Annotated in this window: 15 protein-coding genes and 1 pseudogene; 15 read left to right on the plus strand and 1 reads right to left on the minus strand. The window is 43.3% G+C overall.

The annotated features are described in order from the left end of the window. The first annotated feature begins 82 nt into the window (after positions 1-82). From tpiA to DK415_RS05160, 14 genes and pseudogenes are all read left to right on the plus strand, one after another. Complete coding sequence (gene tpiA, locus DK415_RS05100; RefSeq protein ID WP_109432731.1) at positions 83-874, plus strand: triose-phosphate isomerase; 792 nt, start codon at positions 83-85, stop codon at positions 872-874. Positions 875-985: 111 nt separating this feature from the next. Continuing rightward, positions 986-1,843, plus strand: coding sequence for a 1,4-dihydroxy-2-naphthoyl-CoA synthase (gene menB, locus DK415_RS05105; protein WP_005701557.1), 858 nt, complete (start codon positions 986-988; stop codon positions 1,841-1,843). A 101-nt stretch (positions 1,844-1,944) separates the two neighbouring features. Beyond that, a pseudogene (locus DK415_RS09530) lies at positions 1,945-2,235 on the plus strand (nucleotidyltransferase domain-containing protein); the annotation flags it as partial. Between the two features lie 21 nt (positions 2,236-2,256). Continuing rightward, positions 2,257-3,258: an o-succinylbenzoate synthase gene (gene menC / locus DK415_RS05110; protein WP_109432778.1), complete on the plus strand. Its 1,002-nt coding sequence runs from the start codon at positions 2,257-2,259 to the stop codon at positions 3,256-3,258. 106 nt (positions 3,259-3,364) lie between these two features. Then, positions 3,365-3,814, plus strand: coding sequence for a type II 3-dehydroquinate dehydratase (gene aroQ / locus DK415_RS05115; RefSeq protein WP_109432732.1), 450 nt, complete (start codon positions 3,365-3,367; stop codon positions 3,812-3,814). Between the two features lie 147 nt (positions 3,815-3,961). Beyond that, positions 3,962-4,411, plus strand: coding sequence for an acetyl-CoA carboxylase biotin carboxyl carrier protein (accB, locus tag DK415_RS05120; protein WP_109432733.1), 450 nt, complete (start codon positions 3,962-3,964; stop codon positions 4,409-4,411). A gap of 41 nt (positions 4,412-4,452) precedes the next feature. Then, positions 4,453-5,799, plus strand: coding sequence for an acetyl-CoA carboxylase biotin carboxylase subunit (gene accC / locus DK415_RS05125; RefSeq protein WP_109432734.1), 1,347 nt, complete (start codon positions 4,453-4,455; stop codon positions 5,797-5,799). A gap of 58 nt (positions 5,800-5,857) precedes the next feature. Beyond that, complete coding sequence (locus tag DK415_RS05130) at positions 5,858-6,133, plus strand: YhdT family protein (RefSeq protein ID WP_048750614.1); 276 nt, start codon at positions 5,858-5,860, stop codon at positions 6,131-6,133. Further along, the gene (gene panF / locus DK415_RS05135) at positions 6,130-7,563 is read left to right on the plus strand and encodes a sodium/pantothenate symporter (protein WP_109432735.1); all 1,434 of its coding nucleotides are present in this window, start codon (positions 6,130-6,132) and stop codon (positions 7,561-7,563) included. The genes DK415_RS05130 and panF overlap by 4 nt, the downstream gene beginning before the upstream one ends. Positions 7,564-7,580: 17 nt before the next feature. Beyond that, on the plus strand, positions 7,581-8,465 hold the full coding sequence (prmA, locus tag DK415_RS05140; RefSeq protein ID WP_109432736.1) for a 50S ribosomal protein L11 methyltransferase: 885 nt from the start codon (positions 7,581-7,583) through the stop codon (positions 8,463-8,465). A 287-nt stretch (positions 8,466-8,752) separates the two neighbouring features. Continuing rightward, positions 8,753-9,715, plus strand: a complete 963-nt coding sequence (dusB, locus tag DK415_RS05145) for a tRNA dihydrouridine synthase DusB (RefSeq protein ID WP_109432737.1) — start codon at positions 8,753-8,755, stop codon at positions 9,713-9,715. Between the two features lie 20 nt (positions 9,716-9,735). Beyond that, positions 9,736-10,032: a DNA-binding transcriptional regulator Fis gene (gene fis / locus DK415_RS05150; RefSeq protein WP_032997766.1), complete on the plus strand. Its 297-nt coding sequence runs from the start codon at positions 9,736-9,738 to the stop codon at positions 10,030-10,032. Between the two features lie 159 nt (positions 10,033-10,191). Beyond that, positions 10,192-14,085, plus strand: coding sequence for a phosphoribosylformylglycinamidine synthase (purL, locus tag DK415_RS05155; RefSeq protein ID WP_162540471.1), 3,894 nt, complete (start codon positions 10,192-10,194; stop codon positions 14,083-14,085). A 46-nt stretch (positions 14,086-14,131) separates the two neighbouring features. Continuing rightward, a complete protein-coding gene (locus tag DK415_RS05160; RefSeq protein ID WP_162540472.1) occupies positions 14,132-15,979 on the plus strand; it encodes an NACHT domain-containing protein in 1,848 nt (615 codons plus the stop codon). Here the strand turns inward: DK415_RS05160 and DK415_RS09460 are convergent. Continuing rightward, on the minus strand, positions 15,965-16,105 hold the full coding sequence (locus tag DK415_RS09460; RefSeq protein ID WP_162540473.1) for a hypothetical protein: 141 nt from the start codon (positions 16,103-16,105) through the stop codon (positions 15,965-15,967). The genes DK415_RS05160 and DK415_RS09460 overlap by 15 nt on opposite strands. A gap of 146 nt (positions 16,106-16,251) precedes the next feature. Here DK415_RS09460 and DK415_RS05165 point away from each other — a divergent pair, with 146 nt between their 5' ends. Continuing rightward, on the plus strand, positions 16,252-16,803 hold the full coding sequence (locus tag DK415_RS05165) for an REP-associated tyrosine transposase (protein WP_109432740.1): 552 nt from the start codon (positions 16,252-16,254) through the stop codon (positions 16,801-16,803). Positions 16,804-16,808 lie beyond the last annotated feature (5 nt).

The following is a 16,808-nucleotide window of genomic DNA, read 5'->3' on the forward strand; positions in this document are numbered from 1 at the left end:
CTGTGATTTTTTACCAAAAAAAGCAGGCGTTTTTTGTTATAGTAAGCGCAGTTTTTATTCAATCATATTAAGGAGAAATAAAATGGCTCGTCGTCCTTTAGTTATGGGTAACTGGAAATTAAACGGTAGCAAAGCCTTCACTCGTGAATTAATCACCGGCTTAAAAGAAGAATTGCACGGTGTTACCGGTTGTGATGTGGCAATTGCCCCACCGGTCATGTATTTGGGGGAAGCTGAAAAATTATTATCGGGTTGCGGTTGCAGCTGTGGCGGTCAAAATATCATCCAATTAGGCGCGCAAAACGTGGATGTGAACGTGAAAGGCGCTTTTACCGGTGATATCTCCACTGAAATGTTGAAAGATTTTGGCGCGAAATACATCATTATCGGTCACTCCGAGCGTCGTACTTATCACAAAGAAAGCGACGAATTCGTGGCGAAAAAATTTGGTGCATTAAAAGAAGCTGGCTTGGTGCCTGTGTTGTGTATCGGTGAATCCGAAGCGGAAAATGAAGCGGGTAAAACCGAAGAAGTTTGCGCACGCCAAATTGATGCGGTCATCAACCTGTTAGGCGTAGAAGCCTTCAACGGTGCGGTGATTGCGTATGAACCAATTTGGGCTATCGGTACCGGCAAATCTGCGACTCCGGCACAAGCGCAAGCTGTACACGCATTCATCCGTGGTCACATTGCGAAAAAATCTCAAGCGATTGCTGATCAAGTGATCATTCAATACGGCGGTTCTGTTAACGATGCTAACGCGGCAGAATTATTCACCCAACCGGATATTGACGGTGCATTAGTGGGTGGCGCGTCCTTAAAAGCTCCTGCCTTTGCGGTGATCGTGAAAGCAGCGGCAAAAGCGAAAAACTAATTTCATTTTGTCCTTGAGGGTCGGTGAATACCGACCCTTTTCGTTTTCAGATTTCAGAAACTTCCGCTATAATGACCGCACTTTTTTAACCTTAAATTAAAGGAATTTCTCATGCAAAATCCAAAAGATGATGTTTTATATGCGCCGGTTGAGTGGGTTGACCACAGTGCGGGTTACACCGACATTCGTTATCACAAATCCACCGACGGCATTGCCAAAATCACCATCAATCGTCCGGAAGTGCGCAATGCTTTCCGTCCGCAAACTGTGAAAGAAATGATTACCGCTTTTGCCGATGCCCGTTTTGACGAAAAAATCGGTGTTATCGTGCTAACCGGTGAAGGTGAAAAAGCCTTCTGTTCCGGCGGTGACCAGAAAGTCCGTGGCGATTACGGCGGCTATAAAGACGACAGCGGCGTGCATCATCTCAACGTGTTGGATTTCCAACGTGATATTCGTACTTGCCCGAAACCGGTGGTGGCGATGGTGGCAGGTTATGCCATTGGTGGTGGCCACGTGTTACACATGATGTGTGATCTTACCATTTCCGCAGACAACGCCATTTACGGCCAAACCGGCCCGAAAGTAGGTTCTTTTGATGGCGGTTGGGGCGCAAGCTACATGGCACGTATCGTTGGTCAGAAAAAAGCGCGCGAAATTTGGTTCTTATGCCGTCAATATAATGCACAAGAAGCCTTAGACATGGGCTTAGTGAACACAGTAGTGCCTTACGCTGAGTTAGAAAAAGAAACCGTACGTTGGTGCCGTGAAATGCTACGCAACAGCCCAATTGCCTTGCGTTGCTTGAAAGCAGCATTAAATGCCGACTGCGACGGTCAATCCGGTCTTCAAGAACTTGCCGGTAACGCCACCATGTTGTTCTACATGACGGAAGAAGGCCAAGAAGGTCGCAATGCCTTCAATGAAAAACGCGCGCCGGACTTCGGTAAATTTAAGCGCAATCCTTAAGATAAAAAGTGCGGTCGATTTAAAAACATTTTTAAAAACGACCGCACTTTTGTTATTGAAAGCAAAATAATTTCTTTTCTGTAATTGTATAGGTAAAGGCGATGGATTTCGGTTTAACAGAAACAATCATTAAAAACATCGGTTGGCATTTACGCCATTTCCCTCAGGTTGAAACAGCAATTTTATTTGGCTCACGCGGGAAGGGCAATTTTCGTGAAGACTCGGACATTAATTTAGCTTTAAAAGGCGATGGCATTACTGATGAAATGTTACACGACATTCAGCAAACCCTGTCGCAAACTACCCTTCCGTATAAATTCGATTTAGTCATTCATGACAAGATTACCGATCCGGCTTTACTGGAACATATTCAGCGGGTTGGCAAAATTTTCTATGAAAAGAAAAATTGCGCCATTCAACATCGTCGCTATCAACTTTTCCGTTATTCCATTCCGGTGGATTCGCAACTGATTTTGCGTAATCGCTTTTTGAAAAAGCGCGAAGGCCTTTTGGTGAAAGTGTGCTGTGGGCAAAATGAAGGTTGGGGCGAAATTGCGCCATTGCCGGAGTTTAGCCATGAAACCTTAGACCAAGCGCAAGCCCAAGCCATCGAATGGCTGGAAAAATGGGATCAATCCCGCAGTTGTAACGTGAAATTAGATTTGACGGATGATTTGTATCCTTCTGTGGCGTTCGGGCTCAGTTGTGCATTGATGGAAATGAAAGGTCGCTTGGACGATGAAGGCAATTATCAAACGGCACCTTTATGTTATGGCGACCCGGATGAGCTTTATGAACCGCTGGATCAAATGCAGGGTGAAAAAGTGGCGAAAGTGAAAGTGGGCATGTATGAAGCCAATCGTGATGGCCTTATTGCTGATATGCTGTTAGAAGCTATTCCTGATTTACAATTACGGCTAGATGCTAACCGCAGTTGGACACCCGCTAAAGCGCAAATGTTTGCCAAATATGTGAAACCGGAACACCGTGCGCGTATTCAATTTATTGAAGAACCTTGCAAAACCCGTGAGGAAAGTCGCCAATTTGCGGCAGAAACCGGCATTAATATTGCCTGGGATGAAAGCGTACGCGAGCCTGATTTTCGTGTGGAAAAAGAACCGCACTTGGCTGCGATTGTGATTAAACCGACATTGGTGGGATCTATTGAGCGTTGTGCCGAGTTGATTGCTCAGGCGCACGCGTTAGGTATGAAAGCGGTTATCAGTTCCAGCATTGAAAGTAGCTTCGGTTTAACCCAACTGGCGCGTATGGCAAAACAATATACGCCAAATGTCACACCTGGATTAGACACGTTAGATTTAATGGATTATCAAGTCGTCAGAACCTGGCCAGGGTCGGAATTACCTGTCGTTGGCTTGGATTCGGAATTCATTACCGAAGTTATTTTAGATTAAAAGTGCGGTCGTTTTTTTCTGCTATTTTTTACTGGGATGTTTTTACAGATTAGACCAGCCAAAAGCGAAAAATCATTATAATGCGCGCAATAAAAAGGAATGTGATATGTCATCAAAATACAACATTTTGCTGTTAAATGGCCCGAACTTGAATATGTTGGGTGTGCGTGAGCCAGGTCATTACGGGCATTTATCCTTAGCGGAAATTGAACGGCATTTGCAACAACAAGCGGCAAATCAGCAAGTTGCACTGGATTGTTTTCAAGCCAATAGCGAAGAAAAATTAATTGAGAAAATTCACCAAAGCTTTCAAAAAGTGGATTTTATTATCATCAATCCCGCGGCCTATACCCACACCAGCGTGGCGTTGCGTGATGCGTTACTTGCTGTTGGCATTCCTTTCGTTGAAGTGCATTTATCCAATATTCATAAGCGAGAACCGTTTCGTCATCATTCCTATTTTAGTGATGTGGCGGAAAGTGTGATTTGTGGCTGTGGTGCGCAGGGGTATGATTTCGCATTACAGTTTGCCGTAAATTATCTTTCAAAAAAGTGAAGATCGGCGAAATTTAGCAAAAAATCGCAGAATTTTATCGCCAAAATAATGATTTTGAGGTAATCTCTCGGGCGAAAATTTATCTTAATCCATACCGTGCTTTTTTCAAAAGTGCGGTGAAAATCTAGCATATTTTAGGAAAAAACTATGGACATTCGTAAAATTAAAAAACTGATTGAATTAGTGGAAGAATCCGGTATTACGGAACTCGAAGTTTCAGAAGAAGAGGGTTCTGTACGTATTAGTCGTGCCACTGTTGCTGCGCCGGCAAATGTTCAGTATTCCATTCCGGCAGCCGCACCGGCTCCTGTTGCACCAGTTGCCGCGCCTGCCGCCCCTGCTGCTGCACCTGAAGAAGTTGCTGGTCATAAGATCCGCTCTCCGATGGTAGGAACGTTCTATCGTAGTCCAAGCCCTGAAGCGAAAGCGTTTGTTGAAGTGGGTCAAACCGTAAAAGTAGGCGATGCACTTTGCATCGTTGAAGCGATGAAAATGATGAACCGTATTGAAGCGGATAAAGCAGGTGTAGTAAAAGCTATTTTGGTAAATGATGGTGAGCCTGTCGAATTTGATGAGCCGCTGATTATTATCGAATAATTAACATAGCACACCATAATTTAAACAAGAATGGATTTATTATGTTAGAAAAAGTTGTTATCGCCAATCGTGGTGAAATTGCACTGCGAATTTTGCGCGCCTGCAAAGAATTGGGCATTAAAACCGTTGCGGTTCATTCCACTGCCGACCGTGAGTTAAAACACGTTCTGCTTGCAGATGAAACCGTGTGTATCGGTCCTGCTCAATCTGCAAAAAGTTATTTAAATATTCCGGCAATTATTGCTGCAGCTGAAGTGACCGGCGCTGATGCTATTCACCCGGGCTATGGTTTTCTTTCCGAAAATGCGGATTTCGCCGAACAGGTAGAAAGCTCCGGTTTCACGTTTATCGGACCGACTGCCGATGTGATTCGTTTGATGGGCGACAAAGTGTCCGCGATTAACGCCATGAAAAAAGCCGGTGTGCCTTGCGTACCGGGTTCTGATGGCCCATTAACCTCTGACATCGCGAAAAACAAAGAAATCGCGAAACGTATTGGCTATCCGATCATTATCAAAGCCTCCGGTGGCGGCGGTGGTCGTGGTATGCGTGTAGTTCGTAGCGAAGATGCGTTGGAAGAATCTATTGCCATGACGAAAGCGGAAGCGAAAGCCGCTTTCAACAACGACATGGTTTACATGGAAAAATATTTGGAAAACCCACGTCATGTGGAAATCCAAGTATTAGCGGACACCCACGGCAATGCGGTTTACTTGGCAGAGCGTGACTGTTCTATGCAACGTCGCCACCAAAAAGTGGTGGAAGAAGCACCTGCACCGGGCATTACCGAAGAAGTACGTCGCGATATCGGTTCCCGTTGTGCTAAGGCTTGTGTGGAAATTGGCTATCGTGGTGCAGGTACATTTGAATTCTTATATGAAAACGGTGAGTTCTATTTCATTGAAATGAATACCCGTATTCAAGTGGAACATCCTGTGACGGAAATGATTACCGGTGTGGACTTGGTGAAAGAGCAATTGCGCATTGCTGCAGGTTTGCCGATTTCTTTCAAACAAGAAGACATTAAAGTCAAAGGCCATGCGATGGAATGTCGTATCAACGCGGAAGATCCAAAAACCTTCTTGCCTTCACCGGGTAAAGTGGCGCATTTACATTCCCCGGGTGGTTTAGGCGTGCGTTGGGATTCTCATGTTTACGCAGGTTACACGGTTCCTCCGCATTATGATTCCATGATTGCGAAATTGATTACTTACGGCGATACCCGTGAAGTGGCGATTCGTCGTATGCAAAATGCCTTATCAGAAACCATCATTGACGGTATTAAAACGAATATTCCGTTGCATGATCTGATTTTAGCAGACGAAAACTTCCAAAAAGGTGGCACAAATATCCACTATTTGGAGAAAAAATTAGGTATGCACGAATAAAACGTAGCATTAATAGAAAAAGTGGATCTCAATCCACTTTTTTATTTAGGAATGATATATGGACTTACAACAACGTTATAAACAAGCGACCAAAGAAGCCCGTTGGGCATTGGGCTTAACTTTGCTTTATGTGATTGGTTGGTGCTTATGTGCTTACTTGCCAAAAGGTACACAAGGCCCAATAGGTTTTCCTCTGTGGTTTGAACTGGCCTGTATTTACCTGCCGATTCTGTTTATTGTGGTCGCGTATTGGCTGATTAAAATTGTGTTTCAGGATATTCCGCTGGATGTGGAAGAGAAAAAACAACATTCGACAACGGAGCGTCACCAATGAACCTAGGGATTATTTTTCCGCTCATCATTTATTTAGCCTTTGTCTTTGGTGCAGCGATTTATGCTTATGTCAAACGTCAGAAAGGCGGGGATTTTCTTTCCGAATACTATGTTGGCAACCGTTCTATGACAGGCTTCGTGCTTGCCATGACGACTGCCTCCACCTATGCCAGTGCGAGTTCTTTTATCGGTGGCCCTGGTGCGGCGTATAAATACGGCTTAGGCTGGGTCTTGCTTGCCATGATTCAAGTACCTGCCGTGTGGTTGGCACTTGGTGCGTTAGGGAAAAAATTTGCTTTGCTTTCCCGTGAGACGAATGCGTTGACCATCAACGATTTATTACTTTATCGCTATAAAAACAAATATTTGGTATGGATTGCCTGTGTTGCGTTGTTGATCGCGTTTTTTGCGGCGATGACCGTGCAATTTATCGGCGGTGCTCGTTTATTGGAAACGACTATCGGCATTCCTTACACTCAAGCCTTGTTAATTTTCGCCTTAACCGTGGGGATTTATACCTTCATCGGTGGCTTCCGCGCAGTGGTGTTGACAGATACAATCCAAGGTACCGTGATGATTCTTGGCACGATTGTGTTATTGGTCGGCGTGATTTATCAGGTGGGTGGTGTCGAAAGTGCGGTCAAAAAATTAACTGAAATTGACCCAAGTCTCGTTAGCCCGTACGGTCCGAATGAGATGTTGGATTTCCAATTTATGGCATCTTTTTGGATTTTGGTTTGTTTCGGTGTGGTCGGCTTGCCGCACACGGCAGTGCGTTGTATGGCGTTTAAAGACAGCAAAGCTCTGCATAACGGCATGCTTATTGGCACGATCGTGTTAACTATTATCATGTTCGGTATGCACTTGGCTGGCGTATTGGGGCGCGCCATCGTGCCGGATTTGACAGTATCAGATAAGGTGATTCCAAGCCTGATGTTGCAAGTGTTGCCACCGATTGTGGCAGGGATTTTCCTTGCAGCACCAATGTCAGCGATTATGTCCACGGTGGATGCGCAGCTGATTCAATCGTCTTCTATTTTTGTGAAAGACTTGTATTTGGCTGCAAAACCTCAGGCGGTACAAAACCAAAAACGGATTGGTCGAATCTCCTCAATCATTACGTTAATTTTGACCGCACTTTTAATTTTTGCGTCTCTGAATCCGCCGGATATGATTATTTGGCTGAACCTGTTTGCCTTTGGTGGACTTGAAGCTGCATTTTTGTGGGTCATCGTTCTCGGACTTTACTGGGATAAAGCCAATGCTTATGGTGCGGTTAGCTCCATGTTGGTCGGCTTGGTTTCGTTTATTTTATTTACCCAATTTGGCATTAAACTCTTTGGCTTCAACCCGATTGTGCCGTCTCTCGTCTTTGGCTTAGCGGCATTTTTGATTGGGAATAAAATCGGCGAGAAGCGCTATTCATCATAAAACATATAGGAATAAACATGGCTTGGATTCAAATTCGCCTAAACAGTACTAACGAAAAGGCAGAGCAAATCAGTGATTTTTTAGAAGAAATTGGCTCGGTTTCCGTTACTTTTATGGACAGCCAAGATACGCCGATTTTTGAACCGTTACCGGGAGAAACCCGCTTGTGGGGCAACACCGATGTGATTGCTTTGTTTGATGCAGAAACCGATATGAATGTGGTGGTGGATGCACTTAAACAGGCAAACCATTTAGAGGAACATACTGCCTATAAAATCGAACAAATCGAAGACAAAGACTGGGAGCGTGAGTGGATGGATAATTTCCATCCAATGCAATTTGGTCAGCGTTTGTGGATTTGCCCAAGCTGGCGTGATGTGCCGGATCCGAATGCCGTGAACGTGATGCTTGATCCGGGCTTGGCGTTTGGTACAGGGACACACCCGACCACAGCGCTTTGTTTGGAATGGCTTGATAGTTTAGATTTAAAAGATAAAACGGTGATCGACTTTGGTTGTGGTTCCGGCATTTTGGCCATTGCGGCATTGAAGTTGGGGGCAAAAAGTGCGGTCGGTATTGATATCGATCCTCAAGCGATTTTAGCCAGCCGCAACAATGCGGAACAAAATGGTGTCGCGGATCGCTTGCAACTGTTTTTATCCGATGCAAAACCGTCGGACTTGAAAGCCGATGTGGTGGTGGCGAATATTTTGGCAGGGCCGTTAAAAGAGCTTTACCCGGTGATTAGCCAGTTAGTGAAACCAAATGGGGATTTGGGTTTATCAGGTATTTTGGCGACACAAGCGCAATCCGTGTGTGATGCCTACGCCGAGCGTTTTACACTGGAGCCGGTGGCAGAGCGCGAAGAGTGGTGTCGAATTACCGGTAAGTTAAAGGTATAACGCACAATAAGCCTCAAAGTATAATAGAAAAGTGCGGTGGAAAAATATCATGTTTTTTCACCGCACTTTTTGTTTTACGGCACTCAATAAACGAGATAATTTACCTATCAAAGTCAATTCTTTTGTGGCAAATTTTTGCAGAAATTTGGCAAATTGAATTGGATCTAAAAAAATTATAATTTGTATAAAAATTACCCTTTGCAAACGCATTAAAAGTGCGTATGATAGCGCACCTTGTCGGTTGGCAGCCGAGTTTGGTCAAGTTGTAGGAAAGTTGCGGAGTCATAATGCGCATTGGTCATTATCAATTAAAAAATCGCATTTTATTGGCACCTATGGCGGGAATTACCGATCAACCTTTCCGTAAAATCTGCGCCCATTACGGGGCGGGTTTAACCTTTTCAGAAATGATGTCAACCAATCCGCAAGTGTGGCATACCGAAAAATCGAAATTGCGCTTAGCGCACCACCAAGATGCCGGTATCAATGCCGTACAAATTGCGGGTTCCGATCCCGACGAAATGGCGCAAGCCGCTCAAGTGAACGTGGAATACGGCGCTCAAATTATTGATATAAATATGGGCTGTCCGGCGAAAAAGGTGAATCGTAAAATGGCGGGATCCGCCCTTTTGCAATATCCCGACTTAGTTCAACAGATTCTTGAGGCCATCGTGAAATCTGTCAATGTTCCGGTAACGTTGAAGATTCGCACCGGTTGGGATACGGAAAATCGAAATTGTGTCGAGATTGCTAAAATCGCAGAGCAAAGTGGCATTCAAGCGTTAACCGTGCATGGTCGCACGCGCGCCTGTAAATTTGAGGGCGTTGCGGAATATGACTCGATTAGAGCGGTAAAACAAGCTGTTTCCATTCCGGTGATTGCCAATGGCGATATGATTTCCCCACAACAAGCCAAATTTGTGCTCGATTATACGGGGGCAGATGGCGTAATGATCGGCCGAGGGGCATTAGGCCGACCTTGGGTGTTTCAAACCATGGTGGGGTTGGTGGAACACAATTCGATCGTGACCGAACCAAGTTTAGAAGAAAAGTGCGGTGTAATTTTACAACATATCCGTGAGCTGCATCAGTTTTACGGTGATGAAAAAGGTTACCGAATCGCACGTAAGCATATCGCTTGGTATTTACAGGATATTCAACCCAATTCTGTTTTCAAACAAGATTTTAATGCGATCACGTCTGCGTCAGCGCAGTTAGACGCATTAGAACAATTTTTTCGTTTAATTTGATTTAATTAATGGATAGAACAATGTTAGAACAACGTAATCCGGCGGAAGCATTAACTGTTTCTGTGCTGAATTCTCAATCTCAAGTAACCAACAAGCCATTACGCGACTCTGTAAAACAGGCTTTAAAAAATTACTTATCCCAATTAGACGGTCAAGATGTCAACGATCTTTATGAGTTGGTATTGGCAGAAGTTGAACATCCAATGTTGGATATGGTTATGCAATATACCCGTGGTAACCAAACTCGCGCGGCGACAATGCTGGGCATTAACCGTGGTACATTGCGTAAAAAATTAAAAAAATACGGTATGGGTTAGTTTTTAGCTCATTTTTCATTCTCGCCCTTGTCCTTATGACAAGGGCTTTTTTATTGTTTTTTCCTATTTGTTTTTCTTGCGCAAACGTTTTCGTTTCTCCCGATTTCCTTTATAATAGCCCGCAATTTTTGTTTCAATTCAACCTTAAAGGTAATCCTCATGTTTCAAACTTTCCGTGGCTCACCTGCCCTTTCCGAATTCCGTATTAATGGCTTAATGCAAAAATTCCAACAGCAACAATTACCGGTAAAATCCGTGTATGCGGAGTATGTGCATTTTGTGGCACTAAACGCCGCCCTTTCTGCTGAACAGGAAGCCAAACTGAAAGCCTTGTTACATTACGGACCAACCCTTGCCGAACATGAAGCGAAAGGGGAAAGTTTTATTGTGATTCCGCGTGTCGGTACCATTTCTTCTTGGTCGTCTAAAGCCACCGACATCGTCCACAACTGCGGCTTAAACGAAGTGGAACGTATTGAGCGTGGTTTGGCATATTACTTTGAATTGACACAGCCGTTAGATGAAAAAACAACGGAAAAACTGACCGCACTTTTACATGACCGCATGATGGAAACCGTGGTCCGCAAGGCAGACGAGGCAGAAGTGTTATTCCGTCAACAAGAACCAAAACCGTTCAAAACCGTGGATATTTTAAACGGCGGACGCCGTGCTTTAGAAAGTGCCAACGTGGAACTCGGCTTGGCATTGGCGGAAGATGAAATCGATTATTTGATGGAAAATTTCACCGCACTTGGACGCAACCCGCACGACATAGAGCTTTATATGTTCGCGCAAGCCAACTCGGAACATTGCCGCCACAAAATTTTCAATGCCGACTGGATTATCGATGGCAAAAAACAGGATAAATCCCTGTTCAAAATGATCAAAAATACCTTTGAGAAAACACCTGATTTCGTACTTTCCGCGTATAAAGACAACGCGGCTGTGATGGAAGGTTCCAAAGCGGGACGTTTCTTCCCGGATCAAGACGGCATTTACCGTTATCACAATGAAGACACTCACATTTTGATGAAAGTGGAAACCCACAACCACCCAACCGCTATTTCCCCGTTCCCGGGTGCGGCTACCGGCTCCGGTGGCGAAATCCGTGACGAAGGCGCGACCGGTCGTGGCGCAAAACCTAAAGCGGGTTTGGTGGGCTTCTCTGTGTCTAACTTATGTATTCCAAACTTTGAACAACCTTGGGAAGCACGGCTTTCCAAACCAAACCGTATTGCTTCCGCCTTAGACATTATGTTGGAAGGCCCTTTGGGTGGCGCGGCGTTTAACAACGAATTTGGTCGCCCTGCATTGCTCGGCTATTTCCGTACTTACGAACAAAAAGTGAATAGCTTCAATGGCGAAGAAGTGCGTGGCTACCACAAACCGATCATGTTGGCGGGCGGTATCGGCAACATTCGTGCCGAACACGTGCAAAAAGGCGACATCCCGGTGGGCGCAAAACTGGTTGTGCTTGGTGGCCCGGCAATGAATATTGGTTTGGGCGGTGGTGCAGCGTCTTCGATGGCATCCGGCAAATCTAAAGAAAACTTGGATTTTGCCTCCGTACAACGGGACAACCCAGAAATGGAACGTCGTTGCCAAGAAGTGATCGACCGTTGCTGGCATCTGGGCGATGACAACCCGATTGCCTTTATTCACGACGTAGGCGCGGGCGGTTTATCCAACGCCATGCCGGAATTGGTGCATGACGGCGGCCGTGGCGGTAAATTTGAACTCCGCAAAATCTTAAGCGACGAACGCGAAATGAGCCCGTTGGAAATTTGGTGTAACGAATCGCAAGAGCGTTATGTGCTTGCTATTCACCCGGAAAAACTACCGCACTTTGAGGAACTGTGCCGCCGTGAACGCGCGCCTTATGCGGTGATCGGTGAAGCCACGGAAGAAGAACATTTAACCTTACACGACGAGCATTTCAACAACAATCCGATCGATTTACCAATGGGCGTGTTGCTCGGCAAAACCCCGAAAATGACCCGCGATGTGCAAACGGCAAGCGTTAACGGCGAACCGCTCGAACAAAGCCAAATTCAATTAAAAGAGGCGTTACATCGTGTGCTTCGTTTGCCTGCGGTGGCAGAAAAAACCTTCTTAATCACCATCGGTGACCGCACGGTGACCGGCATGGTGGCACGTGATCAAATGATCGGCCCGTGGCAAGTGCCGGTGGGTGACTGCGCGGTGACTACAGCGACATTAGACAGCTACTACGGCGAAGCTATGTCTATGGGTGAACGCACGCCGGTGGCATTGCTTGATTTCGCTGCGTCTGCCCGTTTAGCCGTGGCAGAATCCATTACCAACATTGCCGCCACGAACATCGGCGACATTAAACGCATTAAATTGTCTGCCAACTGGATGTCCGCCGCAGGCCACAAAGGCGAAGACGCCGGCTTATACGCGGCGGTGAAAGCCGTGGGCGAGGAGCTTTGCCCGCAATTAGGCTTAACCATTCCGGTGGGCAAAGACTCCATGTCCATGAAAACCACTTGGCAGGAAAATGGCGAGCAAAAAAGCGTGACTTCACCGCTTTCTTTGATTATCAGCGCCTTTGCTCGTGTGGAAGACGTGCGTAAAACCGTCACCCCACAATTACGCACCGACAAAGGACAATCCCGCTTGTTGTTAGTGGATTTGGGCGAAGGCAACAACCGCTTGGGCGCTACGGCGTTAGCGCAGGTGTATGCGCAACTTGGCGACAAACCGGCGGATGTGGTCAACGCTGACACATTGAAAAATTTCTTTAACGCCATGCAGGACTTGGTGGCGCAAGAAAAATTATTGGCATACCACGACCGCTCCGACGGCGGGTTAATCGTCACCTTGGCGGAAATGGCATTTGCCGGCCATTGTGGCGTAGCTGTGGATATCAGCGCCTTGGGTGACAACGACTTAGCGGTGTTATTTAACGAAGAATTGGGCGCTGTGATTCAAGTGCGCGACAGCGATTTGAGTCTAGTGCGTGATGTTTTCGCTAAACACAATGTGTTGCATTTGGTGAAAGAATTGGGCGCCGTGACTGAAGACGACGAAATTGAAATCACCCGCGGCAACAAAGTGTTGCTCAATGAAAAACGTTCTGACTTGCGCGGTATTTGGGCGGAATTGACCCATCAAATGCAACGTTTACGGGACAACCCGGAATGTGCCGACCAAGAATTTGCCGCAAAGAAAAATCCGCAGGACAAAGGTTTCTCCGCCCGCTTAACTTACGACCCGAGCGAAGACATTGCGGCGCCTTATATTGCGACCGGAAAACGTCCAAAAGTGGCGGTGTTGCGTGAGCAAGGGGTAAACAGCCATGTTGAAATGGCAGCGGCATTTGATCGCGCAGGCTTTGAGGCTATCGACGTTCACATGAGTGACTTGCACAATCGCCGTTATGATTTGCAACACTTCAATGCCTTAGTGGCATGCGGCGGCTTCTCTTACGGTGACGTGCTCGGCGCCGGTGGCGGTTGGGCGAAATCCATTTTATTTAACCCGCACTTACGGGATCAATTCAGCCAATTCTTTGAGCGTGAAGATACGCTCGCACTTGGCGTTTGTAACGGCTGCCAAATGCTTTCCACCTTGGCGGAAATCATCCCGGGGACGGAAAACTGGCCGCGTTTCGTGCGTAATAAATCCGAACGTTTCGAAGCCCGTGCCGCCTTGGTTCGCATTAATGAAAGCAACTCCCTGTGGTTCCAAGGCATGGCAGGTTCCCACATGCCAATTGCCGTTTCCCATGGTGAGGGCAGAGTGGAATTCAAAACGCCCGCAGATCTGACCGCACTTCAAGCACAAAACTTGATCGTGGCGCAATACGTCGACAACAATCTCAACCCGACAGAAGTGTACCCGGCAAACCCGAACGGATCCGCCCTCGGCATCACCGCCCTTTCCAACACTAATGGGCGTGTCGCCATCATGATGCCACACCCGGAACGTGTTTTCCGTACCGTGAGCAACTCATGGCATCCGGAAGAGTGGGGAGAAGATGGGGCTTGGATGCGGCTGTTTAGGAATGCGAGGGTGGTTTTGGGATAATATAATTTACGGTTACTTTTAGATTAATTATATGCATAGGTGTAATATGATAGATTCTACAACGGTTGTAGCTATTGGGAAAACCGTGATTAATTCAATTCCAGAGTCTCTCAAAGAAGATATTCTGAATAATGTAGGTCTCAAATGGAACCAGTATACAGCAAAAGAGTTGTTATCAAATTATTTAGATAATAGATACGAATCATTATCTAAAATGAAAACTTTGCTTTATAAAAATCCTGTATTAATATCCGATTTTTATATACCTATACCAGTTAAATTAGGTGAATATAACATTAAAGAAACTAGTATAGTTAAGGTTATTTTAGAAAATAAAAAAGTCATTATTTCAGGTGGAGCTGGCTTAGGTAAGTCAGTTTTTTGTAAAAGTATATTTTTAAATATAGCAACTAATAACTATGGTATTTATCCTATATTTATTGAGTTAAGAGATTTGAATATTTCAGATCAAAGTTTAATAGAATATATTTGTAATAATATTTCTTATAATTCAAAAAAATTAAAGGAGTCCGTATTAGAAAGGATGATTAATGCAGGAAACTTAATATTAATATTAGATGGTTTTGATGAGTTAAACTTTAACTTGAGAGGTAAATATACTAAAGAAATATTGTTTCTATCTGATAAATATAAGAATCTTAAAATATTAGTTTCTAGCAGACCAGACATTTCTTTTAAGTCATGGAATAATTTTATAGAGATGTCTATGGGGGGATTAAATAGAAAATTAGCTATAAAATTAATAAGTAAATTAGAATATGATGAGGATATAAAGAAAAAGTTTATTTCCAAATTAAGATCAGATTTTTATGATCTTCATGAAAGTTTTGTTATAAATCCTTTATTATTAACAATGATGTTTTTAACTTTTGAGGAATATGCTGAAATTCCAAATAGAATACATCTTTTTTATGAGCACGCATTTAGAACTTTATATCATAGACATGATGCATTAAAAAGCTTATTCAAAAGAGATTCAAAAACAAAATTAGATATTAGTGAGTTTTCTAAGATATCTTCTTATTTTTGTTTATATACGCATGTAAAGCAAGAATCAGTCTTAAATGAAAGGAATATTATTGATATTATTGAGAAAAGCATACACCATTATGGTATTAATATAAAGCCTGAGGATTTCTTATCAGACTTAATGCATAACTTATGTTTAATTCAGCGAGATGGATTAGATTTTGTATTCACTCATAGGTCATTTCAAGAGTATTTTTGTGCTTTATACCTTCTGAACTATAATAATAGTGATTATAGATATGCTATTTTTAATCAGGTTGCTATGGCAAACGAAAATAAGGTAATTAATATATTATATGATATGAATCCTTATTTGGTTGAAAATTACTGGATAAAGGAAAAGATTAGAGAGTTATTATCTGTAAATATTAATGAGTATGAAGATAAGAAGAATAAAATTGAAAGGGTTATTAATATCGTTTTTATAAAAGAAAGTAGTTCTGAACCTGGTAAATATTACCTTATGTATAACTGCAAATCTACAGAGGATGGATATAATAATAGTGGTTTTAATAAAAAAATATGGGATTTCTATTATGAGGAAATATCCCCTTCTAAAAGGGAAGTTCATTATTTGATAAATTCTATGCTAATACTAACTAGTAATGAGATTAATGATATTTTTGATGGTTGTTATATATTAGATGATAAAATTGAATTCTTAGGAACATTAAAAGAGTTATGCAATAAATTATCAGATATTGCGTATAAGAATCTCATTAATTATTTATATGAAGAACTTATTGTTAATTCAAGATCTATTTTAGAAAAAATATCATCCTTTATAGATGAAAAAAATACTAATTCTAATCGAGATATTAGTGAGTTATTAGCTCAAAGATAGCCCCCATGATAGCGCAAGCGTCCACGCTTGTGCTTTTTTCATTTTAGTTACAGGCACAAGCGTGGACGCTTGCGCCATCGTAGCTCCATCTGTAATGCCATCGTAATCTAATTGTAATTCCATCATAATGTCATCATAGCTCAATAGCTTTTTGATTTTTTGCTTCAGTAATTTATTTTTTTGCGATCTTCTTCAAAAATCTGAGTTAAATTTAGAGTGAATTTAGTCATGCCTACTATTTTGCTTATTGGATAGTTTCAGAAGGTAGGAAGATGAGTAGAAAGTATAAATTTAATGATAAGAATGGCGTTTATTTTATTAGCTTTGCAACCGTATATTGGGTTGATGTCTTTATTCGTGATTGTTATTTTGAAACAATGATGAGTGCATTGAATTATTGTCGTGAAAATAAGGAGATGAAGATCTATGGTTACTGTATTATGCCAAGTCATGTACATTTATTATTTCAGATAGAAGAGAAAAATCCTTCTGATGTCATTCGAGATTTAAAAACATTTACCTCTAAAGCACTACTGAAACAAATTGCAGAAAATCCTCAAGAAAGCCGCAAAGAATGGCTACTGTGGATGTTCCGGCGAGCAGCTAAAAAGTATAGTCATGTAAAGCAATACCAATTCTGGCAACACCACAACCAACCCATCGAAATTCATTCCGATAAATTTTTTGACGAAAAGCTAGATTATATTCATCAAAATCCGGTGGTGAGTGGGTTTGTGTCTGAGCCGCAGGATTGGAAATATAGCTGTGCGAAAAATTATTGGCAGGCGGTTGATCCTGTTTTAGACATTGATGTTCTTAGCTAAAAGTG

Source organism: Aggregatibacter segnis, assembly GCF_003130075.1.
GTDB lineage: Bacteria > Pseudomonadota > Gammaproteobacteria > Enterobacterales > Pasteurellaceae > Aggregatibacter > Aggregatibacter segnis_A.